Below are 24,910 nucleotides of genomic sequence, written 5' to 3' on the forward strand. Positions count from 1 at the left end.
CAGCGCATCCAGATTGACGTTAAATTTGTTCCCTCAGTCTGTCTGGTCGGTGATGCCGAAGGTAAAAAATTCTATCAGTACACTGCGATCGACGAGTATTCCCGCTGGCGTTATGTGGAGGCCTTTGAAGAACACAGCACCTATTCCTCTTCTGTTTTTCTCGAACATCTTATCCGACATTTTCCAATGCCTATAGAATGTGTTCAAACAGACAATGGCGCAGAATTCACCAAACGCTTTACTCAGCCGGGAAAAGAAACTCTAACGATGTTTCAACGCACACTCAGAAACAACGACATCTGCCATAAGCTGATCAAACCTTTTACACCAAGGCATAATGGGAAAGTAGAACGCAGTCATCGCAAAGATAACGAACGATTTTACGCCACTCATAAGTTTTATTCCTTTGAGGATTTTTCAAAACAGCTGCAGCGATACAACTACAGGGATTACAATCGTTTTCCTATGCGCCCGCTAGGATGGAAATCTCCTCAAACTGTTTTAGATGATTTCGTGCTTGATGGTGTAACATATGTTTGACAAACCTACACTCACGGATAGTTGGGCAGGTCGGGCGGATCCGGGTCCTGGCAGGTTTGATAGATCCGGATCCTGGCAGATCGGGCGGATCCTCACGCACAACAAATCATGAATTCCCATATTCCCAAAAAATCAACTCCGATTTGGATTTTTTGCTGTTTGCGAGCAACATGCACCTCTTTGGATTCCCGTTTTGCAAAAACAAAGATCAAGATGGGAAGTTTTTTGTAATATATTTACATGATAAAAAATGGCAGTTCCCAGGTAATAAATTTTTACGTCATTTTAGGAACTATAACATGTACTGTATACGGATTTTTAACTATTTTCCCCTTTGCAGTTCCCATATAGCTTTGAAAAAATCAAATATGGGAATTCATGATTCTAAACTCCCCCCAGATCGGGTCTTCAAACCCACAGGTCTGCATTGCCTTATTCAGCAGCCTCTTCCGTAAAAGCACTTTTGATATCAAATGTATGATCCCTGCCGCCGCCTCCGGCGGCACCTTTGTTTCGCTTGACTGCTTTTATTGCCTCGTCAATATTCCCGTCCTGTAATATCCATTCCATTAATTCCACTTGTTGCTCCGGTTTCTGTTCGTAGGATCATAGGCTCGCCGGCTTTGCTACACCACTTCCTCCCCCTTGGCATTGCCGCTTTCGGCTTGTGGTTCGCTACACTTGGCGGTACATACCCGTGACGGGGCTTTTACCCGCTAGAACTGTGCCATGCCCGGCACACTACTGCAAAGGGAGCGGCTGCACATTCTGCAATCCGCTCCCTTTCTATTCAGTATATACAAGACAATTTGTACTAGTGATTCATTTTTCTCCGGCGACCGTATGCTGCTGTCCCTGCTAATCCTGCAGTCCCTGCCAGCATGAGGGCAATCCATAATGCCAGATCAGTGGAATCGCCTGTTGAAACCGATTTATCAGCTGCCTTTCCGGTTGATTGACCTGCGGAATTCTTGTCTGCACCATTTCCATGATTCAGATCACTACCGCTCGCCGGTTTTTCAGATTTGTCAGGGTTGACCGGGTCCGGTTTCGAAACAATTTTCAGCTCAAATCCGTTCGCTTCTGCAAAGGCTGCTGCAGCACTATCCTTGCTGTCCGTCATAATCACAGTGTCCTCACGATTAAGAAATGCATCATCTGCAATGCTGGTTACTGAGGAAGGGATGTACACACTTTTCAGCATATTGCTCCCTTCCTTGCCCATAAACGCCTTCGATCCGATTTCCTGCAACATGGATGGCAATGTCAGACTCTCCAGCGAATCCAGTCTTGCAAACGCCTCTGCACCTATCGAAGTGACCCCTTCCGGAATCACCAGCTTTTTCACATCCTTGGCCCATGAAAATGCTGAGTTTCCGATAATCTTGAGTGTTGACGGCAGATTGATTTCCTCCAGACCTTCTTCATATCCCCAGAAGGAGAATTCTTCGATTTTTGTGATGCCTTCCGGAATTGTCAGCTTGCTGCCTTTGCATTCTGCAAAACCATATGCACCTATTGTTTTTACCGTTGATGGAATTCTATCGACACCAGTCCAGTTTTCTGCACCGAAGAAAGCAGAATCCTTCACCGTCACAAGGCCCTTCGGTAGTTCACACTCCGTAAGTGCTTCATCATACTGGAATGCACCTTTTCCAACCACTTTCAACGTATCCGGCAGCTTTACGGACTCCAGATCGAAACACATAAAGAACGCCATGTCTCCGATTTCCGTAACTCCGTCAAGTACTTTTGCACTTGTCACGCCTCTCGGGCAGAACACCACTTTAGTGGCATTTTTATTATAAAGTATACCATCATGGCTGCTGTAAAGAGGGTTATCATCAGAAACCGTGATAGTCTTCATCGCCGTGTCCGCAGGACTCTTTCCCGCAACCTCGAACACATCTCCCATATAGGATCCACCCATATCTTTAAATGTAGATGGCAGATGCAGTGTTGAAATGTGAGTCCTGTAAAGTGCTTCCTGTCCGATGGTTTTCAGCCCTTCATTGAGCGTTATTTTTGTCAGCGCATTACAATTGGAAAATGCACTTTCTCCGATGGATTCCACTGTCTTTGAAAGGGTAACATCAGTCAGTGCTCTGCATGACAGGAAAGCTTTTTTCGGAATCGATGTAAGTCCTTCGCCCAGTTTGATGCTTTTAAGACCCGTTTCTGCAAAGGCAGCTTCTCCCATCCTGGTCACTTTGTCAAAATTCACAGCAGTTAAATTCGTACAACCGCGAAAAGCTTCTTTTTCTATAGACATTGAAACGTCCGGCAGAACGACTTCTTTTATTGCCGTCTGACCCTTGAATGCACCTTCTGCAATTCCTTTTACCTTAGTCCCGTTCACTTCCTCCGGGATCTGCAGCTTGCTCATGTCAGTTCCCAGATATCCTGTGATCAGTCCATCCTTCGAAATGCTAAAGTCGCTCTCTTCGTCCTCTTTGACAACCTTTATCTGGCACTGAGCGGTCAGATCACCTGCTCTGGCAGTAATCACCGCCATTCCCGGCTGAACTCCCGTTACAGTTCCCTTGCTGTTCACAGTTGCCACTTTGGTATCACTGCTGCTCCATGATACGATCGGCATATGGGAACCTTCCGGATTTGCAGAAGCCAAGAGCGCTTTTTCTTCCTGCCTGCTAAGGGTCAATGAAGATTCGCTGATTTTCAGCTCAGTCGCAGCCACAAATTCATCGATCGGGTGAAATTTCAGTTTGCTGCTGCCTGACGCTTTTGCGTTATTTACATACTCTTCCGCTTTAGAACCCGATGGAGCGTACACATCAACAGCATACCAGGATGGAATTGCAGATGTGCCGATCGTTGTATCAGATCCTTTTATTACAATATATTTATCCGTTCCGTAGTCATAATCGAAATTCCACTCGCCGATACTCTTTACAGATGCCGGAATCGTTATTCCTCCTATGTGAGCTGCCGAAAAAGCGTATCCGCCAATCGTCTCCAGTCCTTCGTTAAGACTTACAGACTGTATTGCTGCATTGAAAAATGCATTTTTCCCTATTTTTCTGACAGTATCCGGGAATTTCAGATATTTAACCGATGAAGCGTAAAACGCTGCATCTCCTATGGTCTCAAGCTTTTCCGGAAGTTCCATAGAATTTATTTTACTATTGTAAAACGCATATTTCCCAAAAGTCGTTGTGTTTTTATCAAAGCTAATAGAAGTCTTTTTTGCGGGACAGTATAAGAGTGTAGTTCCGTCCGCACTGTAAACCACGCCATCTTTTGAAGAATAAGTTTTGCCACCTTCTGCCACGTTGATCGACGCAAGCTTTACTGGAATTCCCTGCGGGGTACCTGTTTTAGATACGCTGACAAACAGTTCTCCGAACCACGATTCCTCCGAATCGCCTGCCGTTGTAAGCGATGCCGGGAGATTAAGTGTCTCCAGAGCATTCATACCGTAAAACGCCTTCGCTGCGATTTTAGTAACACCTTCCGGAACCGTAAGCTCTGTGATTTTTGTCCCTTTGGAAAATGCATTTGCGGCGATTTCCTTAACACCGGAAGGGATTATTACTTTCGTATCACTGCCATTATAAGCGGTAAGGACACCATCTGTGATCTCAAAATCATCTGGATCGCTCACTGTAACAACGCATTCGCCTGTTTTATCTCCCGCTGCTGCCGTTATCTTTGCAGTTCCTGCCGCAGCGGCAGTTACTTTACCATTCTGATCAACAGTAGCGATATTATTATCCGATGAGCTCCAGGTTATTTTTTTATTTGTTGCATTTTCAGGCAGCACCTTTGCCGAAAGGGTGGTCTCACCGCCTGTTGAAAGTCCAATATTTTTCGGAGTGACTGTCACCGATTCAACAGCAATATCCAAAGCACTGTCTATATCTACAAATTCGAGTCTGCAACTATCCCCTTTTGAGGTCTTTAACGAGCTTACATATGTATCAGCAGTCGAATTCTTATGCCCATATACCTTGACATTGTTATAGTAAGCTACAAATCCGCTTCCAAGAGTCGTATCCTTTCCCTTGACTTTGATTGCAGATAATCCGTTTTCGCCGAGTCCAAGACAATCGAACGCATCACCGCCTATGCTGGATACACTTGCCGGGATTTCGATCGTTGTCCCCGCCGGGAAATATACTTCGCTGAAAGCTCCGTATCCTATACTTTCAAGACCTTCATGAAAAGTTACCGTTTTGATCTTTGCCGCATAAAACGCCATACTGTCAATCGTTTTAACCGACGACGGTATGTCGATCTCCGTTATCCGTGAATTAAAAAATGCATTCTTGCCTATCTTTGTTACAGAATTCGGTATTGTAACGCTTGTGCATGTTGAGTTTTTCAAAGCGTTTTCACCTATTTCTGTAACTGAATCAGGTATTGTTACTTTGCTGTCTGTTCCTGTATATGATTTCAAAACGCCATTTTCTATAACGAATCCCTGACCGTCTGTACCACTTTCCGTTCCCGCATATGCTGGCGCAACCTGTGTAATTCCCAAGAGCACCACAAGGATGACCGCTAAAACATATGCGGCCCTGCTTTTTAAATTTAAAATCAAGCCTGCCTCCTTTGTAATCTTTTAAATTGACATACAGCATCCGGCCCCGATGCTGTATGCACTAATTTGTTATCAAGCACTGCAGTGGTTTGATGCTTATATTGTTTGTTTTTTGATCATTGGTTAGCGAGCACTAACTATGTGTTATTATAATATCTCTTCTCTCCAGTGTCAAGGTTTGTTGCAGTTCTACTTTTTCCTGTATGTTTCGCATATGATAATGAGCTGCGACATGAGAGGCTTATCTGCCGGGAGGCTAAAGTGATATGCTGCTTGCTCCCGCCTCCCAGGCTCCTGTCGCAGGAGCCTCGTTGTCAAATGCACCGTGGAAAATAAAACTTCAGATAAGATATACATTACTTCTTGAATTTATATTTTCCTTTTCCATGACCGGATACCGGCTCAATAATATCTGCCTGCACCAAATTGGAAAGAAGTTTTGAGGCACCTGAACCTTTCAACTCAAGAAGCTCCATAACTGCACTTCTTCCAAACACCTCATCAAAATCAAACTTCTCAAAGAGTCTATGGATATGAACTGTCGTTTTTACTGAGAAATCACTACCTTTTTCGGAAAGTACACTTTCAATATCCACTTTTTTGTCTTGAATATCCACTTTTGTATCCCCAATGTCCACTTTTTCTTCGTTCAAAAGTTCACTTATATGAAGAGTTCGATTATGAAGCTCATTTTTCTCGTTCAAAAGCAGATTTCTGAGAAATGCTTCCAGATACTCTGTTGTTTCGTGAATACCTTTTTGCTCAAAGCACCGCCTTCTTCCATTACTCACGGAACTTTATGACTTCTTGATTACTTCCCGAAAAAGAAAAGCCGCCGTCGCCTGACAGCAGCCTTTCTGATAGCTTGTTATGCGTAAATCAAATCGCTTGAAACAATCTCCATAGCGGTTTTGCGGATGTTGTTCATCTTCTATACCCACAGCATTTGGTTTTCCGCTTTGATCGCTTCCGTTACACCCTCCTTTTCGGCAAGTTGTTTTACCAGCCGAGAGAACATATCCTCTGCCTGCTCGTTTAGGTCGGCAAGGTAATCGTTCAGCTTGCCGCTTATCAGCAGTTCGGAATAGAGTACCTTGTGATGCTGATTCAGATACCGCAAATGCCGCTGCCCCCGTATGCCAATAGGTCTGCTCTCCGGTTCGTCCTCTCCGGCAATCAGATAGTAGTCCCCTCGGGCGGATCCTCACGCACAACAAATCATGAATTCCCATATCCCAAAAAAATCAACCTTGATTTGGATTTTTTGCTGTTTGCGAGCAACATGCTCCTCTTTGGATTCCCGTTTTGCAAAAACAAACATCAAGATGGGAAGTTTTTTGCAATATATTTACATGATAAAAAATGGCAGTTCCCAGGTAATAAATTTTTACGTCATTTTAGGAACTATAGCATGTACGGTATACGGATTTTTAACTATTTTCCGCTTGGCAGTTCCCATATAGCTTCGAAAAAATCAAATATGGGAATTCATGATTCTAAACTCCCCCAGATCGGGTCTTCAAACCCGCAGGTCTGCATCTCCTTATTCAGCAGCCTCTTCCGTAAAAGCACTTTTGATATCAAATGTATGATCCATCGGCCCGCTGCCCTGTCCCAGATCGAGCCGGGCGGACAGAGCTCCTGTGATATACGCCTTGGCGCGCTCAATGGATTTTTCCATGGAAAAGCCTTTAGCGAGATTCGATGCAATAGCGCTGGAAAGGGTGCATCCCGTACCGTGGGTATTGGGATTGTCGATCCGCTCGCCCCGAAACCAGATGCGCTGCGAATCTGTGCACAGCAGATCGCTGGCATCGCTCACCTTGTGTCCGCCTTTGCAGAGAACGTCGCAGCCGTATTTCCGGCTGATGATCCCTGCCGCCGCCTCCATCTCCGCTTCACTTCCGATCTTCATATCAGCAAGCACCTCTGCCTCCGGGATGTTTGGAGTCAGAAGATCCGCCAGAGGCATGAGCTCGGTTTTCAACGTTTCGATGGCATCATCGCTGATGAGCTTCGCCCCGCTGGTCGCTACCATCACCGGATCCACCACCACGTTTTTCGCATCGTATTCCTTTAACTTCTCAGCGATCTTGCTGATGAGCTGCGCAGATGCCACCATGCCGATCTTCACGGCACCGGGGCGGATATCTGTAAAAACAGAATCGATCTGTTCTCCCAGAAACTTCGGCGTCACTTCCATGATATCCGATACACCCGTCGTATTCTGTGCGGTCAGGGCAGTGATCGCACTCATAGCATACACGCCATTGGCAGCCATGGTCTTGATATCCGCCTGGATACCGGCGCCTCCGCTGGAATCACTGCCAGCGATCGTTAATGCTGTTTTCATAACCTCTCCTTTTCTATATATAAATCATACTGTGAGTTCTTCGATAATCCTCTGCACATCTTCCAAAGATTCCAGTGCCAGATCCGCCTCCTTCTGCAGATCCTGCCAGTCATCACGGCTGGAAGCGTCGTACACACCTACGGTGAAATACCCCGCTTTATTGGCCGTCCTGACAGCATACAATCCATCCTCCACGACACAGGTATCTTCCGGTGCAGTCCCCATGAGTGCAGCCGCCTGGTGAAATATCACCGGCTCATTTTTACTGACGCCCACTTCACCGCAGGTGAAGATCTCCTGAAAATACTTTGCCATATCAAGGTGCTCCAGCGCACTGCGGATCTGCCGCTTATCACTGGACGTGGCGATGGTCATGGCAACGCCCTTTGCAGAAAGGGCTTCCAGCAACTCCCGCACACCTGCCTTGGCCTGTGCCTCGTCGTGGTAAAACGCATCCACGATATCCAGGATCCCCTGATGGATCTCGCCGGTAGTCTCCGGCAGCTCATAGGTTTCTTTTAAATAGGTCGCGCCGTCTGCCAGGCTCATGGAAAACAGGATCCGGGAAAGCCCCGGTTCTGCCTGCCTGCCCCGGCTTTGCAAATAGCGTTCTCCCGCATTGTCCCAGATTTTCATGGAGTCCAGCAACGTTCCGTCCACATCGAAGATCGCTCCCCGGATACATCGTTTTTTTGTCTTGTCGTTCATTCTCGCTCCTTATATCCTTTATTCCTGCAAAGCCTCCGCGGGTGCTGTCACCATTTCTGCCGTCAGGTCGTGAAGTTCTTTCGATGCTGCCTTCACGTCTTTTTGTGCAAAGATCGCGCTGATGACCGCGATGCCGCAGATCCCGCTTCCTGTCAGCTGAGAGACATTTTCTTTGCTGATGCCGCCGATAGCGATAACTGGTATGCTGACCGCCTGACAGATATCCCGAAGCGTCTGGGGACCGACCTCTACTGCGTCATCCTTGGAGCCAGTCGCAAATACCGCTCCCACACCCAGATAGTCCGCTCCGTGAGCCTCAGCCAGCTTCGCCTGCTCCACAGTCTGCGCTGACACGCCGATGATCTTGTCCGGACCTAATTTCTCCCGAACGTCTCCGGCCTCCATATCGCTCTGTCCCACGTGGACGCCGTCGGCATCCATGGCTAATGCAATGTCCACGCTGTCGTTGATGACGAACGGGATCTTCCGGGCATTGCAGAGTTTCTTGATCTCCTTGGCTTCCTCCAGGAACAAGTCTTTTGCCAGTTCTTTTTCCCTGAGCTGCACGAAAGTCACTCCACCGTCGATAGCCTGTTCCACTACCTGATATAATGTCTCACCGTCTGCCAGCCACCGCCGGTCAGTCACGGCGTATAATAATAGATCTTTTTTAGCGCACTTCATATTTTGCTCCTCTTTTCAGGGTTTCACCATCCATGTTAAAGATCGCATCAATGATCCGGTTACGATACGTTGAATTCCCATCTCCTTCTGCCATGTGGCTCCAGCCGATCTCTCCGGCAAGTCCCATAGCGCACACCGCTGCAGCTGCCGCAGCCAGCTTGTTTTCCGGGTTTGCTGCAAGGAACGCCGTCATCATGCCTGAAAGCTGGCATCCTGTTCCGGTGATACGCCCCATTTCAGCTCTGCCGTTTCGGATAACGTAACAGTTTTCCGCGTCTGCAACAAGATCGATAGCTCCGGTGATGGCGATGATGCTGTCGGTTTTCGCTGCAAAGTTTTTTGCAAAGGCTACGGCGTTGTCCAGGGTGCTTTCCGTCACGGCGTCAGCTACATCGGCGTCCACGCCCCTGGTGGTGCCGCTTCCCAAAGCCAGCGTCTTGATCTCGGAAATATTCCCGCGGATCACGTCCGGTTTCAATTCGTCTAAAATCTTCACGGCCGTTTCCGTCCGCAGCTTGCTTGCCCCTGCGCCTACTGGATCCAGCAGCAGTACGTGCCCCAGTGCTTTGGATTTTTTACCAGCCAGGAACATGCTCTCGATGGATCTCTTGTTCAGTGTTCCGATATTGATATTAAGTCCTACGCAGATGGATGTGATATCCTCCACGTCGTCCGGTTCATCTGACATGATGGGACTTCCTCCGCATGCCAGCAGGACGTTAGCGACGTCGTTTACAGTAACGTAATTTGTAATGTTGTGGACCAGCGGTGCCTTTTCCCGCACGTTGTCCATGCATGTCTTGATCATTTTTATACCTCCCGCAGATAAATAAAATAATGCTCCGGCCGTCCGGAGCGGGGAAATCGTCTCATTAGTTCCCTCGCATCAGCTTGTACATCCCGTCTTTAAGTCCGTCGATGGAAAGCCGGAACATGGGAAAAACTTTTTCGATCTCAACGAAAGATTCCGGCATCCATGCCAGCTCCTGCTCCCGCTCCTGGGGATGGAGCCAGATGGAATGAGGATATTTCTCCCGAAATCTTCGGAACCAGGTGATGCCATCGTCGGAAGCTGTCGACCAGCTGCTGCCGGAACCATCCATCAGTTCATGGATCGCCATATCCGCATCTCCCACGAAGATGACCTTGTACTCGCTGGAAATATTCCGCAGGATCCAGTCGGTTTTAATGCTTTTCGCCGGATCCACTTCCGGGTCTTCATAGACCCGCTGCTCCAAGCAGTTATGAAAATAATAGATCTTCAGATCAGAAAAAGTATTTGCCTTATGCAGCGACTGAAACAGCAGACTGCAAAGCTGCTCGTAAGGCCGCATAGATCCGCCTGAATCGATGAGGATCATGACCTTCAGCCGGTTCTTTCGCGGCGGCTGCATCCGGATGTCCAGGATCCCGCCCCGTCTGCAGGTATGATCTATCGTACCGCGAATATCCAGCTCTTCCTCGCTGGTTTCCAGCTTGCGTGACAGTTCCCGCAGCAGTCGGAACGCCATCTGAAACTGTCTTGATTCGATGGTGCAGTCGGTCCGCCAGTCGCGAAACTGTCTGTCTCCGCGCGCATGAACGATACTCTTCCCACCTGCTCCCTGCATCATGGCACCATTACCTGTTCCCGGGCCTGCTCCTGTCCCGCCAGGCACATTGCCGAATGCCGTTGCAGCATTTACCGCCACCGGTGCAGATAAAAGTTCTCTGGTCTCTGCCAGACGTTCTTCTATCTGCAGCATCGCTTCACCAAGGGGCATGTCATTCTTCTGAAAATACCCGGCAAATACCTTTGCAGCAACATCAGGCTGCGCCGTAAGCTCTCTGATCTCCTGCGAGATCTTTACAGGATCTACAGCCTCGAAATATCGGTGAAACATCTCGTCGAACTTGTCCAGATCGCTCTCCGTCTTGACAAGCAGCGTCCTGCAAAGGATATAAAACCCATGGAAGCTCTGACCGTGAAGCCCCTGGTGCAGTCCCTCGATAAGAGACATCCAGTCGTGAAGCGTCACTTTGAGTCCGCCGCTTCGCAGGAACAGCAAAAATCCCAGGAACATTACCGCAGTCCTCCGCGAAGGCCGCCGGTGCTCTGTTTTACCGTTTCCAGGTCCTCATCCTTTTTGATAAGGAAGCTTAAAAGCGGCAGGTCGGATCTCAGTTTATCCGTCGGTATTCCTGAAAGTTTCAGTGCGCCGATCCAGTCCAGCACCTCGCTGGTGCTCGGTTTTTTCTTCAGCTCGAAGTACTCCCGCACGTAGAAAAAGGCGTCCAGCACCTGATCCATCAGTTCCGTCTCAATGTCCGGATAATGCGCCAGTATGATGTCCCGCATCAGCTTTTCGTCTGGGAACTCGATGAAATGGAACGCGCACCGGCGCAGGAAAGCATCCGGCAGTTCTTTCTCCGCATTGGATGTGATGATAACGATGGGGGAATGCTTCGCCTTTATGGTCTCGTCGGTTTCCGGGATATAAAATTCCATACGGTCCAGCTCCCATAAAAGGTCGTTGGGGAATTCCAGATCCGCTTTATCGATCTCATCGATGAGCAGGACGCACTGCTCATCAGCGCAAAACGCCTCGCCGATCTTGCCCATTTTGATATATCTGCTGACGTCATCCACACCTTCATTGCCCAGCTCACTGTCATAGAGCCGCCGGACCACATCGTACTGATACAGCCCGTCCTGCGCTTTCGTGGTGGATTTGATGCTCCAGACGATCAGCTTCCTTCCGAGGGCCTTGGCAATGGATTCTGCCAGTGCCGTCTTGCCTGTGCCCGGTTCGCCTTTGACCAGCAGAGGCTTGTTCATTCTGATGGCAATATTTGCCGTCAACATCAGATCATCGCTGATAATGTAATCGTCCGTTCCCCGGAATTGATAATTTGATTCGTTCATATCCTTTATTCCTTATTTTTTTACCATGTTTCAAGAGTCGCACTTAAATAAAAATATTCAGGATGCCGATCACAAATCCGATCAGCGCGCCAAGATTGACGATAGTATTGAGCTCTTTTTTCATGACCGAAAGCACCATGTTCTCCAGTTCCATGACATCCATGGCGTTGATCTTGTCCTCAATGAGCGACGCCAGATCGATCTTCTGCATGAATCCGTCCATATGATCTTCCACTGCATGGGCATAAAAAGACTTCACGGTACTCCGCACCATATCCTTGCTGATGGAAAAGTCATACAGCATCTGAACTCCGGATTTTTCTCCCATCTCATCGACTTTCTGTTCCAGCGCCGGGCGGATGTATTCCAGTCCGTGGTCTTTCACATACTTCTGCATTTTCTCTCCTGCAGGCTCGATGATCGACGCCAGACGTTCCGGCGGGAGCATCATGGCGATCATGCCGCCCATCATGCCGTCTCCGCCCATTTCCGCCAGTTTTTCCTGAGCGTACCGGAGCATGGATTCCGAGATTTTTTCCTGCAAAGGCATCTGCAGTACGGTTTCGTAGATTTCCTGGCTCAGCTTATCGCACACTTTTTCTTTTGTCGTCTCGTACTCCTTGTCATCCCAGCGGGTCAGACGGCAGACTGCTGTCTGCAGTCTGCTTTGCAGGATGGACTCTGCCTTATCTGCCACAGCCTCCTGCATAGAGTCCGACAGCAGGCTCTTTCTGATATCCTCGCCTGTGACCAGGGTGTCTGCGACCGTCCGCCCGATCACCCGTGCCAGCCGCGGCTTTCCTTTCGGGATGACTCCCGGTGTGAAAGGCAGTGTTTTGCTGCCGATCTTGATTTCTCTTCTCGGACGGAACAGCATTTTAACTGCCAGATAATTGGTGAAATAGCCGATAACTGCCCCGATCAGAGGGCCGGCTATGATCGTCAAGTCCATGATGTCAGCTCCTTTGCTATGCTAATGATGTATATTTCTTTTCAGGAACAGCGTCGTCCTTATGGATCCGCAGGCGGATCTTTTTGAAGACTGGCGAGTGGAAGTAACACTCCTGCGTGATATCTAAAATCTGGTTAAACTCCCATCCGGCGATAGAAAGCGCTACCAGATTTTCATCGATAAGATGACGCTGCGCCAGGTCAGTTCCTGTTATGACCGCACGCGGCTGATCCTTCTTCATCTCTGCAAACGGGATCCGCAGCATGGACGCACATCCTGAGACTGTCGTGGCGATAGCGGTATCGTAAGCCGACTTGTTATAGCCATGAAGCACCAGCATACCGGACAGCTGATCCGGATCCACGAATGCAACAACCAGATCAGGCTTCATACCTTCCTTGTATGGCTCGAATCTGATGGCATCGAAACCATCCATCACGTCTTTAGGAAGCTGCTGGAACATAGCATCTGCCGTTTGTGGATCGCACTTGAATTTTTCGCCGGGCGGCGTCCACTGCTGGTCGGAACCATAGGACAGAAATACGCCGAATCCACCGGGGATCTTCGGTTTTTCGTCGTTGAGACCGCTGTTGTGATCGAACCCCCCACAGCTGCAGGAACCTTCCTTTAATACAAGAGTCTCCCCGTTCAGCACTCTTTCAAACCGTTTATAGACACATCCAAAGATATCGTTCACCTTCTCGTCTTTCGCGTGCACTCTTGTGACTGCCATCAGCCGGTTTTCCAGTTTTAATTCCTTTACCAGTTCCGAATAGCTCATGTTACTACCAACCTTTCCTCATTAAAAAGAGATATTTCTTTTATAAAATATCGATATATTCTCCTGCCAGGGCTTTGTTCATGCTGCGCACTGCACAGAACTTGCCACACATGCTGCAGGTATCTCCGTGATCTTCCTCGGGTGCTCTGCTGTCGCGGATAGCTCTCGCCGTTTCCGGATCCAGTGCACATTCATACTGAGCTTCCCAGTCCAGTTTCTGCCGTGCGTCCGCCATACGATCATCAATGTCGCGTGCTCCCGGAACGCCCTTGGCAATATCCGCTGCGTGAGCCGCGATCTTGGATGCGATGATACCCTGTTTCGTATCCTCAACGTCAGGCAGTGCAAGGTGCTCCGCCGGCGTGACATAGCACAGGAACGATGCTCCGCTCATTGCTGCTACCGCTCCGCCGATGGCAGATGTGATGTGGTCATATCCCGGTGCGATATCTGTTACGATCGGTCCCAGCACGTAGAACGGTGCTCCCATGCAGATGCTCTGCTGCACTTTCATATTAGCTGCCACCTGGTCGAGAGGCACGTGTCCAGGGCCTTCTACCATGACCTGAACGTTGTGATCCCATGCTCGTTTCGTCAGCTCACCCAGGCGGACCAGTTCTTCGATCTGACAAACATCGGTAGCATCAGCCAGACATCCCGGACGACATGCGTCTCCCAGGGAAATGGTCACATCGTATTCCTCACAGATATCAAGGATCTCGTCATAATGTTCATAGAACGGATTTTCCTCGCCAGTCATGCTCATCCAGGCAAATACCAGGCTTCCGCCGCGGCTGACGATATTCATCTTTCTCTTGTGTTTCTTGATCTGTTCGATGGTTTTCTGTGTGATCCCGCAGTGAAGCGTAACAAAGTCCACGCCATCTTCTGCGTGCATTCGTATCACATCTATAAAATCCTGTGCAGACAGAGTTGCCAGATCTCTCTGGTAATGGATCACACTATCATAGACCGGAACAGTCCCGATCATAACAGGACATTCGCTGGTCAGCTTGCGACGAAACGGCTGGGTATCTCCATGGCTGGAAAGATCCATGATGGCCTCCGCGCCCAGATTTACCGCGCTCATCACTTTTTTCATTTCTACATCGTAATCCTTGCAGTCACGGGAAACACCCAGATTGACGTTGATCTTGGTGCGAAGCATGCTGCCTACGCCCTCTGCGCTCAGGCAGGTGTGATTTTTGTTGGCACAGATCGCAACTTTGCCCTCTGCCACCAGCTTCATCAGCTTGTCTTCATCCATGTGTTCTTTCTCCGCCACCGTCTTGATTTCCGGTGTCAGGATCCCTTTTCGTGCTGCATCCATCTGCGTCGTATAGTTTCTCATTTGTTTTGCCTCCATTCTTTATTCACATGATCAAAACTATAGGAATCAGACGTTAGCAAAACAGACAGCAGTGGGAGCTGCTGTCATTTCCGGAAAGCCGCAGGCTTCCCGTTTTTCTTGCCGACGCCTTCTCCGGGATAACCCGAAGATCTCCGGAACTCAAGCAGGATCCTTTGCATAAAACTGCAAAGAGTTCTGCCGATCCGGCTTTTGTATAGCGGCACAAGGTGGTGTCCCCAATTTACCGCTTTTAAAACTACAGATTTTATTTTACACGAAAGGACTGCGGATTGCAATATGGTCAGATAGTGCTACATTCGTAATGACAAGGAGGCAAACTAACCAATGAAAAATCTAAAATTAAAAGCCGCCCGTGCTGCCAAAGATCTCTCTCAGCAGGCTCTGGCCGATCTGGTGGGCGTTTCCCGCCAGACCATCAATGCCATCGAAAAGGGCGACTATAATCCGACTATTAAGTTATGTATCGCGATCTGCAAGGTGCTGGATAAGACTCTGGATGAGCTGTTTTGGGAGGAGCAGGCACTCCTATAAATCAAACTCCAGAGCCAGTCCGCCCAGAGAAGTTTCTTTATAGGCTTTATTCAAATCGTGACCGGTGTTTTTCATTACGTTTACTACGGCATCAAAGGATACTTTGTTTTTACGGACGTATCCCAGGTTCTTGGCGTAGATCGCACAGTCGATGGCTCGAAGTGCTGCGTAGCCGTTTCGCTCGATGCACGGGATCTGAACATAGCCGCCAACCGGATCGCAGGTAAGCCCCAGGTTGTGTTCCAGCCCCATTTCTGCGGCGTATTCGATCAGACTGTTGTTGAGTCCCAGGATCCAGGCATACAGTGCTGCACCCATAGCACAGGCGCTTCCGATCTCTGCCTGACATCCTGCGTCAGCACCGGAAATGCTGGCGTTGTTCTTGATTACATTGCCAAAAACACCGGCAACAGCAAGAGCTTTGATGAGCCGAGGTTTCTCTACATTCAGCTGCTTGTAGCAGTAATACAGGATGGCCGGAAGGACCCCGCTGGAACCGCAGGTCGGTGCAGTAACGATGGTCTGCCCTGAAGCATTTTCTTCTGCGACCGCATAGGCATAACTACTGAGGATCAGTGTTTCCCGTTCACTTCCTGCCGGCAGATTGATGGCCTGCGTATACATCTGCTTGGCCACACGAGGAAGCTGGAGCTTGCCGGGGATCGTACCTTCCCGCTTCAGACCTCGCTCCACAGAATCAAACATCGTATCCAGTATTTCATACAGATAATCAACAAAGAGAGCATTTTCATGCTCCATCACATAATCGTAAAAAGAATAGGCATTTCGATCCAGAGTTTCCAGGATCTCTTTTAAATTCTTTTCGCGATATACATTTTTTCTTGACATGCTAAAATCATCCTCACCCTCCCAGATGATGGATCCTCCGCCGACAGAATATGCCGTAATATCATCTTTTAGCTCGCCGTCTTGATAGATGTGAAACACCATACCGTTGGGATGAAACGGCAGGGTTTCTTCGCAGAAATTCACCTGGCAGTTTTCTCCCAGTGTTTCATGTATGATGTAGTCGGTCAGATGTCCCTTTCCCGTCATGGAGAGTGATCCGTAAAGATCCACCACATATTCGGCGTCCTCTCCAAATCTTTTTTTAATAATTCTTGCTGCTCTCTCCGGTCCCATGGTATGGGACGAGGACGGACCCTTTCCTATTTTAAATAATTCTCTTAATGATTCCATATTGTCAGTCTTCCGTTCCTTTTAAAGTCGCTCTTAATTCGCTGCGCCTTCGTCGCTGCGCTTTAGGATCTTGCCTGTTGCGCCATCGATTTCAAACTCGTGCTTCGAACCATCGTATTTGATCTCGATCTCATACACGATCGCCCCGTGTTCCGTATCTACATCCATCTCCGTGATGCAGTCCGCATCTGCACCGGGAACATTCTCCAATGCGATCTCTGCCGCTTTTTCGATGCCGATATCCGTCGTCTGCACCGCCTGCTGACCAGAATCATCCTGTCCATAATTAGTGTCCTGCTTTTCTCTGCCGGTGATCTTGCCATTGCGTACATTTATCTGATAGTTGTACAGAATGCCATCGCTGACGATGGTCACATCGTATTTCATGCAGCCGTCATCGAAAGTCTTGTCCACTGCGATGGAATACTGCGCATCGCCAAGCCCTGCATCGTCTCTGGCGATCTCCTCCGCCTTCACGCTGCTGATCCCGCCAAAAAGACCCATCAGCCAGCACACCAGAAGAGCGATCACCACAACTGCTGCTATGATCCCTCCGATGATCATTCCCTTTTTTCGGTTCTTCTGTTCCATAAAAAATCCCCTCTTCATCTATTGAATTTCCAAGTTGTTTTAGTATATCACAGATTCCGGGATAAATTCTATCCTTTTATTTCAAAACCGACTCAAAGCTGACTCCTGTCAGTGCAGCATCCGCAATGTTTGCACAGGAATTGCCGATTCGATCGAAACTGTGAAGGATCCTCGTAAAGTCGCTTGTCATCTCCGAGTCACATGCTCCCTGTTTTACACGCTTCATGTGATTTTTACGCAGCTTCAGAGTCAGGTCCAGCACGTTATCCTTTTTATGAACGATCTTCCGCGCATCCTCACCATTACCTGTCCGAATAACTTCCAGCACATTCCGATACATATCTTCTATGATTTGCAATCCCCGGCACAGATCTTCCACAGCCTCCGGCGAAAGCTTGTGCTTCTTTTCCAGGATACTCTGCAAAGACTCCGTCGCCTCTGTGCAAAGGGCGTCTGCCCTCTCGATATCGCTCAATATGTACATCATGCCCGCTGTCTGAGTCGCCTGCTCTTCCGTCATAGAACCGGAAGAAAAAAGACTGGAAAGATACGATACGATATTGTCGTAAAGCTTTCTTACAACGACAGCCTGTCTCAAGATAGAATCCACACGGCGCAGATCCTGTCTCTCGATGGCGTGGTTCAGACGATGGATCATTTGCTCCACCATACCACTGCACCGCAGGATCTCACGCGCCACCATTTCCATAGCAGCAGCCGGCTGTGAGATCAGACGCGGATCCAGGAAAATCGGAACGTCCTTCTGCTTGCTGTTCTTCTCCTTGTACGGCAGGATCTTTACCACGATTTTCACCAGCAGCCAGATCAGAGGCAGCCAGATCAGCGTCATGGTGATGTTAAAGATCGTATGAGCGTTAGCGATCTGCCTTGCAATGACTTCAACTTCCGGACCCTTTGTAGAGATCGCCTGGATAAAATGAGCATACGGCTTCACGAACCAGATGAACAGAAAAGCTCCTGTTATATTGAAGGTACAATGAGCCAGCGCCGTGCGCTTTGCATCACGGCTCTGACCGATACACGCTAAAAGCGCCGTGATCGTCGTTCCTATGTTATCCCCCAGAAGAACAGGGATGGCACCTTCCAGGCCGATGATGCTGGAAACGCCATCCGGGCCTGCCTGCGCTGCAAAGTTCTGCAGAACCGCAATGGTCGCGCTGCTGCTTTGCACCACCAGAGTCATCAGCGTTCCCACCAGTACGCCAAGCACCGGTATTCCGGAAACGTGATCGATCATATTGATGAAAACCGGACTTTCCGCCAGCGGTTTCATCACGCTGCTCATGATCTGTATGCCCTCAAACAGCAGCCCGAATGCGAAGATCGTCTGACCGATGCTCTTGATTTTTTCTGATTTAAAGACAAAGGACACGATAAAGCCCACGAAAATGATGACGAAAATATAATCACTGATGTTAAATGCCAGAAGCTGTGCTGTCATCGTGGTCCCGATATTGGCTCCCAGAATAACGGAAATACCCTGCTTCAAAGTCATCAACCCTGCACTGACGAACCCGATGACCATGACCGTCGTGGCACTGCTGCTCTGCATCACCGCCGTTGCAATGGTTCCTGCCAGGACCCCCATCACCGGATTCACCGTAAGGATCCCCAGGATCTTCTTCATCTTTTCCCCGGCCGCCTTTTGCAGCGACTCACTCATCATGTTCATGCCGAAAATAAAGATTGCCAGCCCGCCCAGCAGGCCGAATGTGATCTGAAAAGCGTCGTTCATTAGTTTCTCCTTCTGATCTTAATTATCTATTCTTATTGCTCTTATTATAAAAGGGCTGTGTTAACTTACGTTTAACAGCCCTGTTAATTCGATATTAAGTTTGAAGGTAATGTTAAGGGTGGGTTAAGACTGATATGTATTTTTACTCTGCTTCTGGCAAGGCTTGTTCTTCCCTATGATTCAGACCCAGGCGCTATGTTAAATGTTTGTAAAATGATGGAAAATAAAAAAACAGTAAAGCCTTCGGAAGGATCCCAAAGGTATCGCTGTTTCGATGTATTGCTAAAATTATCCTTGTACTTTTTGTAAGTATATGGTATATTATTCCTGCGGAAGGCTGCCGGGATACGGTGGACGGTTGCTCCCTGAGAAGGGAGGTGATTCAGTGTACTTAACGTTTTCCGATCTATTGGGATTCGGGATGTTCGTTATTGCTCTGATCGCCTTGATCGTACAGATCAGGCGTAAATAGTTTTACCATAAAGTAAAACACCCGTCCATCATTCCCCTTGGACGGGTGTTTTCCACACTCACACTATGGGGAACCGTTCCTAGTCTGACCTGACCGTCAGACTCCCGGCAACCCTTCTGTATCATTATTATAAAACGATTCTCACAGAAAATCAATTGAAACTAAATATTCTTCCTCTTCCGCTGAAACCGCCACTGCCCTAACAGTTCCAGTCCCATGGGCAGAAGCAGGAACGCTCCATAGATGCCGTAGAACACATAGGACCAGAAGGTCACCCGGTTCCAGATGATCTCCGGGTCGTAGTGGACCCGTGTCTGATCCAGCATCAAAGCCGCTGCCAGTCCGCCAAGACAGGCAGACAACACTATGACCAGGCTGCGATCCCGATTGTCGAATCGATAAATGGAATACGCCGTCCGCCCTCGGAGGCCGCATCCCCGGCTCTTCATGGAAAATCCGCTTTCGAAAAAACTTTCCAGCATCCAGGTGATCAGGATCGACAACTCCCGTACTCCATTTTTCATTCGCTGCCAGAGGCTTCCCTGGTGCACGCCTTTACCCAATCCCCGCCGAGCCGTTTCGGTCTGAGATGCTCGCACTCGCACCCGACCGAACATCCGCAATGCCACCGACAGCATGAGAGAAAGCCGCGGAGAGATCTTTCCAAAAAGATAAATGATCTTGTCCACGGAAAATACCGCCAGAAAGCAGCTGAACATCATCAAAAAAGCCGCCGTCGTCGTCCCCAGCACCAGCCCGTAGACGATGGATTCCAAGGTGATTTCGTTACCGATAAAATCGGTCGCAAGATCCGTCACTCCAAAGTGATTATAAGACGCATACACCCCGGCATACAGCAGGATCAGAGGCACCAGGCACAGATCGAAGATCAATCCGCGCTTTCCTCGCAGCTTCACCGACCAGGCAAAGGATGCCGCAAACGAAATAGCCAGGAAAACCGGATGACGAAACAGAATGATCCCTGTCAGCGCTGCCGCAAAATATATCAAATTGATCACAGGATGATAACTGCTGAATTTCATAATCTACTCCGCTTCCATAAGTCCATACTTGACTTTGATGCGATCCAGTTTTTCGATCATCGGATGCGCCAGAATAAGCAGGGTCAGAAATACCGCCGCCCCGTGCACAGCATTGAACGGCAGCCCCGACAGATACACCGCTCCCACCGCCTCTGTATTGATCACTGAACTCATGGTAAACAATGTACACGTGTCCAGGATCGGTCCAATGAGAACCAGGATCATCCCGCCGCCGATGAGTGCTGTCACAAGCCGCCTTCCGCCAGTCATCACGCCCGCTCTGCAAAGGTATCCCGCCAAAAGCCCTGCCAGCCCGAAGGCGAACATCTGCCACGGCGTCCACGCTCCCTGGCCGAATATGAAATTGCTGACAAAAGCACTGATGCTTCCGGTCATAAAACCGGCCTGCGGACCCAGAGCCATACCGCAGATCATGACGATCCCCACAATAGGTTTGAACTGCGGAAACATAATAAACGCTGCCCGCGAAGCCACAGCGATCGCACACATCACAGCGATCAGCACCATTTCCCTCGTCTTGGGTCTGCGTCTCTCGAAACTGAGCCAGAATGCCGCAACAGCGCACAACAAAACCAGCATACTGGTAAGATAATATTTCCGATCACCCATCTGCCAGGAAAGCAGCAGCACTGCCGGAATCCCGATGATCACAAGTCCCAGCGCGATCCACTGTTTCACAGACCTGCGCCCCGCCCAGTTCTCTTTTATCGATTTTTCCTGCATAGCTCGATCACATCCTCTACATTGACCGCATTTTGAAATATGTGACGGCTCATGCGGTTTGCCGCCGTCGTGTAAAAGCTGTTGCGTGCAAAGAATTTCTCCGGTGTGTTAACCGTCACGATACTCCCGTCAAAGAACATCCCCGTCAGATCTGCGTACCGTGCGCAGAATTCCACATCGTGAGATACCATAACGACGGTTACGCCCTCTGTCTGCAAACGCTTTAACACTCTCGCAAATTTCTGTTTAAAGAAGCTGTCCATACCCTTGGTCGGTTCATCCAGCAATAATATCTTCGGTTCCGTCAGCATAACCTTGGCAAGAGCTGTCCTCTGCTGTTCCCCACCGGAAAGATCATAAGGATGGCGATCCAGCAGGTCATCGATTTCACAGAGTTCCGCGATCTTCAGAATCTGCTCTTCTTCGGAAGCTGCGCTCCGGTCTGCTGCTCCGTTTGCTGCACGTCCGTCGCACATTTCCAGCAGTTCCTCTCTCACCGTCTTCTTCACGAATACGCTTTTCGGATCCTGAGGCAGCATGGCCAAAGTTCCAGCAAAAAGTTCCCCGCCTTTATATTTATCCAGACGTTTCCCTTCGATCCAGATCTTGCCGCGGTACGGCCTGCAAACACCGCAAACACTCTTCAGCATAGTGGATTTCCCCGTGCCGTTTCCTCCGACTACTGCAAAGATGCTGCCCTGGGGGATCTCAAGATCCACGCCTCGCAGCACGTCCGGCGTATCCTTTTCATAACGGAACCAGACTTCCTTCATGACGATGGATAATGGGGAATTTTCCAGCTCTCCCTCTGATTTATGACGCCCCGAAACTTCGATCTCCTGCACCAGCGACTCCGGATCTCGTCCAGCAAAAATACCGCTTAAAAAGCTGCGGCCTTCTCTCACGGTAAGAGGGCAGTTTTCTACCGCTACGCCACCGGTCCCATAATACACCTGCACCGGTGCCGGCATGGCCGTAAACATCTCGTGCTCCCGTCCTTGCAGAAAATCGCAGACCTGTCTCGGCGTACCATCCGTCAGGATCTGCCCCTGATCCATGACGACCACCCGGTCGGCCGCATGGTAGATATCTTCAAGCCGGTGCTCCGTGATCAGTATGGTTGTTCCCAGCTCCAGGTTTATCTTGCGGACAGTGTTGAGAAAGTCCGCCGCTGCGATGGGATCCAGCTGGCTTGTCGGCTCGTCCAGGATCAGTACGTCCGGCTGCATGGCCATGATGGACGCTAGATTCAGCAGCTGCTTCTGCCCTCCGGAAAGCTGACCCACATCTTTACAAAACCAGTCCTGTATCCCGAAATAGCTGGCCATTTCCGCCACTCGAAGCCGCATGGTCTTCTGATCCATCCCCAGGCTTTCCAGTCCGAAAGCCAGTTCATGCCACACCTTATCGGTCACGATCTGAGCGTCCGGATCCTGCATGACGTAGCCGATCCTGGCCGCCTGCGTCCGCTGATCGGATTTCTCAAGGGGTTTGCCATGAAACAGTATTTTCCCTTCTCGTTTTCCATGAGGCGTCAGAACCGTCTTGCAGTGTCGCAAAAGAGTCGTTTTGCCGCAGCCGCTTTTGCCGCACAGCAAAACATATTCCCCGTCCTCTACCGTCAGATCGATATCCTGCAAAGCCTTCGGCGTATCAAAATATCCCGGTGCGCCGGAGTGCTCCCGATCGCCTTCGGATGCTCCGCCCGGTGCTCCCGGATAAGAAAAACTTAAATTTTTGATCTCAAAACATGCCATCGCATTTCCTCCACTACATCAACTGCGACCGGAATACTTAAAAATACAAACCAGCAGATGCTCCCGATCCAAAGCCACGGATCATCGTATCCTGACACCAGCAGTTCCGGTGTGTAGGATGCACGTGTCCCGCCTCGGAGCACAGCCGCAAGGATCCCCATCATAAGCAGGATCATCAGGCAAACCGTCAGTCTGTCCCGCTTCACAAAGGAATAGATGGAAAACGCGCTTCGCTTTCCGCTTCCATAGCCCCTGCTCTGCATACTGTCCGCCGTGATCACTCCTCCTTCCAGTGCCCAGGACGTCAAAGCCGAAACCACCGCAAACGACGGCAGGAGTTTGCTTTGCAGCGAAGATCCAGTTTCCATCCGTCCGATACACCTGCGGGCCGTTGTGATCTGACGCGCCTTTCGCTGAAATCCCGGCACCATCCGAAACACCATAGTAAGGATCATGGAGATCACGGGACTTTTTCGCCCGAATACGAACATGAATTTATCGCTTGTCATGGTTCTGTTATAAGATGCGAACCACAGGATCACCGCTGTGAGCATACATCCCAGCGCCATGCCGTAATACAGGGCTTCCAGCGTGTAAGGCCGCTGTCCCAGATAGAACAAGGCCCTGTCGCCTCCGGTGTTGAGAAGCGGATTGATTGCACTGACCACCACGAAGACCGGGCTCATGCCAACGATCGTCCGAAGCCCCTGCCGCCCTCGGACCTGCAGATAATACACGGCCGCAAGCACCAGGGAACAGATCAAAAACGCCGGATGCACAATCAGCACCGTAAAAAATACGGTGCCGATGTAAAATATGAAATTGACTTGCGGGCTGTACCCCGAAAATGCATCCTGTCTATTCATGGATCCATCCTATCAGATTTTTTCCGGACTGTCTACCGGCTCCTTTTCCTGCGCCAGCACCACCAGTTCACCGAAGCGTGAAGTGATATAATCGTAGGCATTGTGACTGTGAGGGATCAGACAATCGGTGCAGTCTTTGACCCCTTTATAGTAGGTAAAATTACCGCCGCAGTCCTCGCCCAGAGCATAGAGAGGGCAGTAGCAGAAGAGGCAGTTGAAGTCTTCTTCCGCCATACCGCCTTTCAGCCGGTGACACGGGAAGTATTCGCATTGTCTGTGACTGAAAAACTTGAAATTCTCTGTTTTAGGCGGTTCATACCCGCCGGTTTTACTACTCATAAAATCCCCTCTTGTTTCTCCGCTTTCTCATGACGATAATGGCGATCAGGATCGCCGCTGCGATAGCTCCTGTGATGATCCACGGCATCACGTCGCGGGCTGCCTGTGCTCCCAGCAGGGAATCAATGGACTGATCGGATCCTGCGATCCCATACAGGGAGAAGTCGGATGCTTCAAACTCGATGGTGCCTCCTGCCGAATCCACGTGACCCTCGATGAGACGGATCTTGCCGCTGTCAGCGATATATACGATGACCGGAGTCTTATAGTTTCCTATGCTGACCATCGGCATCTTGACGCGGATCAGACCGCTCGGATGCCACTCGCTGTTATCCAGCGTGTTGATGAAGTGGATATCGTACAGGGTGAACAGTTCGCTGTTATCGCCCAGCACGTCCTGCACCTTAGTCTTTTGTTTCTCACTTGCCGTCTTCGGCGTCGCCACCAGCTTGATGTACCACGGCAGGTTTTCTGCACTGGTAGCTCTCACATCGATACCGGTCGATTCATCGTAATGATACATGCTGCCCAGGTTCTGTGTGATCTCTGTAAATGCAGTCCAGGTATCTGTCGCCTCGATGGCTTTCTTTTCCGATACGGAAAGGGCATTGTAGGCTTTATACGCATCCAGGATCTGCCTGATCTGATCGTCAGTATACTCCTTCGCATTCTGCGGGAGGTTCGCATTGACGACAGCATCCAGCTTGCCCTGCACCGCCTTTGCAGCTTCCGTCATCTTGCCAAGCTTGATA

24 protein-coding genes are annotated in these 24,910 nt (G+C 49.4%); 3 read left to right on the top strand and 21 right to left on the bottom strand.

All coding sequences use genetic code 11. The annotated features are described in order from the left end of the window. The coding region (locus H8876_RS04545; protein ID WP_249286717.1) for a DDE-type integrase/transposase/recombinase at nucleotides 1-540 on the top strand (540 nt) is incomplete at its 5' end. 432 nt (nucleotides 541-972) lie between these two features. Here the strand turns inward: H8876_RS04545 and H8876_RS04550 are convergent. The 13 genes from H8876_RS04550 to thiC form a co-directional block, all read right to left on the bottom strand. Then, the gene (locus H8876_RS04550; RefSeq protein ID WP_249286718.1) at nucleotides 973-1,110 is read right to left on the bottom strand and encodes a hypothetical protein; all 138 of its coding nucleotides are present in this window, start codon (nucleotides 1,108-1,110) and stop codon (nucleotides 973-975) included. 244 nt (nucleotides 1,111-1,354) lie between these two features. Continuing rightward, a complete protein-coding gene (locus tag H8876_RS04555) occupies nucleotides 1,355-5,104 on the bottom strand; it encodes a leucine-rich repeat protein (protein ID WP_249286719.1) in 3,750 nt (1,249 codons plus the stop codon). 356 nt (nucleotides 5,105-5,460) lie between these two features. Then, complete coding sequence (locus H8876_RS04560) at nucleotides 5,461-5,895, bottom strand: hypothetical protein (protein WP_249286720.1); 435 nt, start codon at nucleotides 5,893-5,895, stop codon at nucleotides 5,461-5,463. Between the two features lie 140 nt (nucleotides 5,896-6,035). Further along, a complete protein-coding gene (locus H8876_RS04565; protein WP_465250732.1) occupies nucleotides 6,036-6,284 on the bottom strand; it encodes a TnpV protein in 249 nt (82 codons plus the stop codon). Between the two features lie 363 nt (nucleotides 6,285-6,647). Further along, entirely contained in the window at nucleotides 6,648-7,457 is an 810-nt protein-coding gene (gene thiD / locus H8876_RS04570; protein WP_249286721.1) for a bifunctional hydroxymethylpyrimidine kinase/phosphomethylpyrimidine kinase, read from the bottom strand. 24 nt (nucleotides 7,458-7,481) lie between these two features. Next, a complete protein-coding gene (locus tag H8876_RS04575; protein WP_249286722.1) occupies nucleotides 7,482-8,165 on the bottom strand; it encodes an HAD family hydrolase in 684 nt (227 codons plus the stop codon). An 18-nt stretch (nucleotides 8,166-8,183) separates the two neighbouring features. After that, nucleotides 8,184-8,849 carry a thiamine phosphate synthase gene (thiE, locus tag H8876_RS04580; protein WP_249286723.1) on the bottom strand — a complete coding sequence of 222 codons (666 nt, stop codon included), beginning with the start codon at nucleotides 8,847-8,849 and terminating at the stop codon, nucleotides 8,184-8,186. Continuing rightward, on the bottom strand, nucleotides 8,836-9,657 hold the full coding sequence (gene thiM, locus H8876_RS04585) for a hydroxyethylthiazole kinase (protein WP_249286724.1): 822 nt from the start codon (nucleotides 9,655-9,657) through the stop codon (nucleotides 8,836-8,838). Before thiM ends, thiE begins: the two co-directional genes overlap by 14 nt. Before the next feature lie 64 nt (nucleotides 9,658-9,721). Continuing rightward, nucleotides 9,722-10,912: a VWA containing CoxE family protein gene (locus H8876_RS04590; RefSeq protein ID WP_249286725.1), complete on the bottom strand. Its 1,191-nt coding sequence runs from the start codon at nucleotides 10,910-10,912 to the stop codon at nucleotides 9,722-9,724. After that, the gene (locus H8876_RS04595; protein ID WP_249286726.1) at nucleotides 10,912-11,754 is read right to left on the bottom strand and encodes an AAA family ATPase; all 843 of its coding nucleotides are present in this window, start codon (nucleotides 11,752-11,754) and stop codon (nucleotides 10,912-10,914) included. The genes H8876_RS04590 and H8876_RS04595 overlap by 1 nt, the downstream gene beginning before the upstream one ends. 43 nt (nucleotides 11,755-11,797) lie before the next feature. Continuing rightward, nucleotides 11,798-12,706, bottom strand: coding sequence for a DUF445 domain-containing protein (locus H8876_RS04600; RefSeq protein WP_249286727.1), 909 nt, complete (start codon nucleotides 12,704-12,706; stop codon nucleotides 11,798-11,800). Between the two features lie 16 nt (nucleotides 12,707-12,722). Continuing rightward, on the bottom strand, nucleotides 12,723-13,487 hold the full coding sequence (locus tag H8876_RS04605; protein ID WP_249286728.1) for a DUF169 domain-containing protein: 765 nt from the start codon (nucleotides 13,485-13,487) through the stop codon (nucleotides 12,723-12,725). A gap of 40 nt (nucleotides 13,488-13,527) precedes the next feature. Continuing rightward, nucleotides 13,528-14,838: a phosphomethylpyrimidine synthase ThiC gene (gene thiC, locus H8876_RS04610; protein WP_177264998.1), complete on the bottom strand. Its 1,311-nt coding sequence runs from the start codon at nucleotides 14,836-14,838 to the stop codon at nucleotides 13,528-13,530. A gap of 345 nt (nucleotides 14,839-15,183) precedes the next feature. Between thiC and H8876_RS04615 the strand changes: the two genes are divergently transcribed. Then, nucleotides 15,184-15,390 (top strand): helix-turn-helix transcriptional regulator, encoded by a 207-nt coding sequence (locus tag H8876_RS04615; RefSeq protein WP_249286729.1) that lies wholly within the window; start codon nucleotides 15,184-15,186, stop codon nucleotides 15,388-15,390. On the opposite strand, the gene H8876_RS04620 is transcribed toward H8876_RS04615, so the two are convergent. From H8876_RS04620 to H8876_RS04630, 3 genes are all read right to left on the bottom strand, one after another. Further along, nucleotides 15,385-16,590: an L-serine ammonia-lyase, iron-sulfur-dependent, subunit alpha gene (locus H8876_RS04620; protein WP_249286730.1), complete on the bottom strand. Its 1,206-nt coding sequence runs from the start codon at nucleotides 16,588-16,590 to the stop codon at nucleotides 15,385-15,387. The two genes, H8876_RS04615 and H8876_RS04620, sit on opposite strands and share 6 nt — an antisense overlap. Before the next feature lie 33 nt (nucleotides 16,591-16,623). Further along, a complete protein-coding gene (locus tag H8876_RS04625) occupies nucleotides 16,624-17,181 on the bottom strand; it encodes a PepSY domain-containing protein (protein ID WP_249286731.1) in 558 nt (185 codons plus the stop codon). A 76-nt stretch (nucleotides 17,182-17,257) separates the two neighbouring features. Beyond that, complete coding sequence (locus H8876_RS04630) at nucleotides 17,258-18,937, bottom strand: Na/Pi cotransporter family protein (RefSeq protein ID WP_249286732.1); 1,680 nt, start codon at nucleotides 18,935-18,937, stop codon at nucleotides 17,258-17,260. Between the two features lie 313 nt (nucleotides 18,938-19,250). Between H8876_RS04630 and H8876_RS10305 the strand changes: the two genes are divergently transcribed. Then, nucleotides 19,251-19,409 (top strand): putative holin-like toxin, encoded by a 159-nt coding sequence (locus H8876_RS10305; protein WP_417493274.1) that lies wholly within the window; start codon nucleotides 19,251-19,253, stop codon nucleotides 19,407-19,409. A gap of 161 nt (nucleotides 19,410-19,570) precedes the next feature. On the opposite strand, the gene H8876_RS04635 is transcribed toward H8876_RS10305, so the two are convergent. Genes H8876_RS04635 through H8876_RS04655 form a run of 5 tightly spaced genes read right to left on the bottom strand, consistent with a single transcriptional unit; the run spans nucleotide 19,571 to nucleotide 24,158 of the window. After that, the gene (locus H8876_RS04635) at nucleotides 19,571-20,452 is read right to left on the bottom strand and encodes an energy-coupling factor transporter transmembrane component T (RefSeq protein ID WP_249286733.1); all 882 of its coding nucleotides are present in this window, start codon (nucleotides 20,450-20,452) and stop codon (nucleotides 19,571-19,573) included. Nucleotides 20,453-20,455: 3 nt separating this feature from the next. Next, a complete protein-coding gene (locus H8876_RS04640; RefSeq protein WP_249286734.1) occupies nucleotides 20,456-21,196 on the bottom strand; it encodes an ECF transporter S component in 741 nt (246 codons plus the stop codon). Continuing rightward, nucleotides 21,178-22,953 (bottom strand): ABC transporter ATP-binding protein, encoded by a 1,776-nt coding sequence (locus tag H8876_RS04645; RefSeq protein ID WP_249286735.1) that lies wholly within the window; start codon nucleotides 22,951-22,953, stop codon nucleotides 21,178-21,180. Before H8876_RS04645 ends, H8876_RS04640 begins: the two co-directional genes overlap by 19 nt. Continuing rightward, nucleotides 22,926-23,819 carry an energy-coupling factor transporter transmembrane component T gene (locus H8876_RS04650; RefSeq protein WP_249286736.1) on the bottom strand — a complete coding sequence of 298 codons (894 nt, stop codon included), beginning with the start codon at nucleotides 23,817-23,819 and terminating at the stop codon, nucleotides 22,926-22,928. The genes H8876_RS04645 and H8876_RS04650 overlap by 28 nt, the downstream gene beginning before the upstream one ends. Before the next feature lie 12 nt (nucleotides 23,820-23,831). Then, nucleotides 23,832-24,158, bottom strand: coding sequence for a cysteine-rich small domain-containing protein (locus tag H8876_RS04655; RefSeq protein WP_249286737.1), 327 nt, complete (start codon nucleotides 24,156-24,158; stop codon nucleotides 23,832-23,834). Nucleotides 24,159-24,910 lie beyond the last annotated feature (752 nt).

Source organism: Lentihominibacter faecis, assembly GCF_014306095.1.
GTDB classification, from domain to species: domain Bacteria; phylum Bacillota; class Clostridia; order Peptostreptococcales; family Anaerovoracaceae; genus Lentihominibacter; species Lentihominibacter faecis.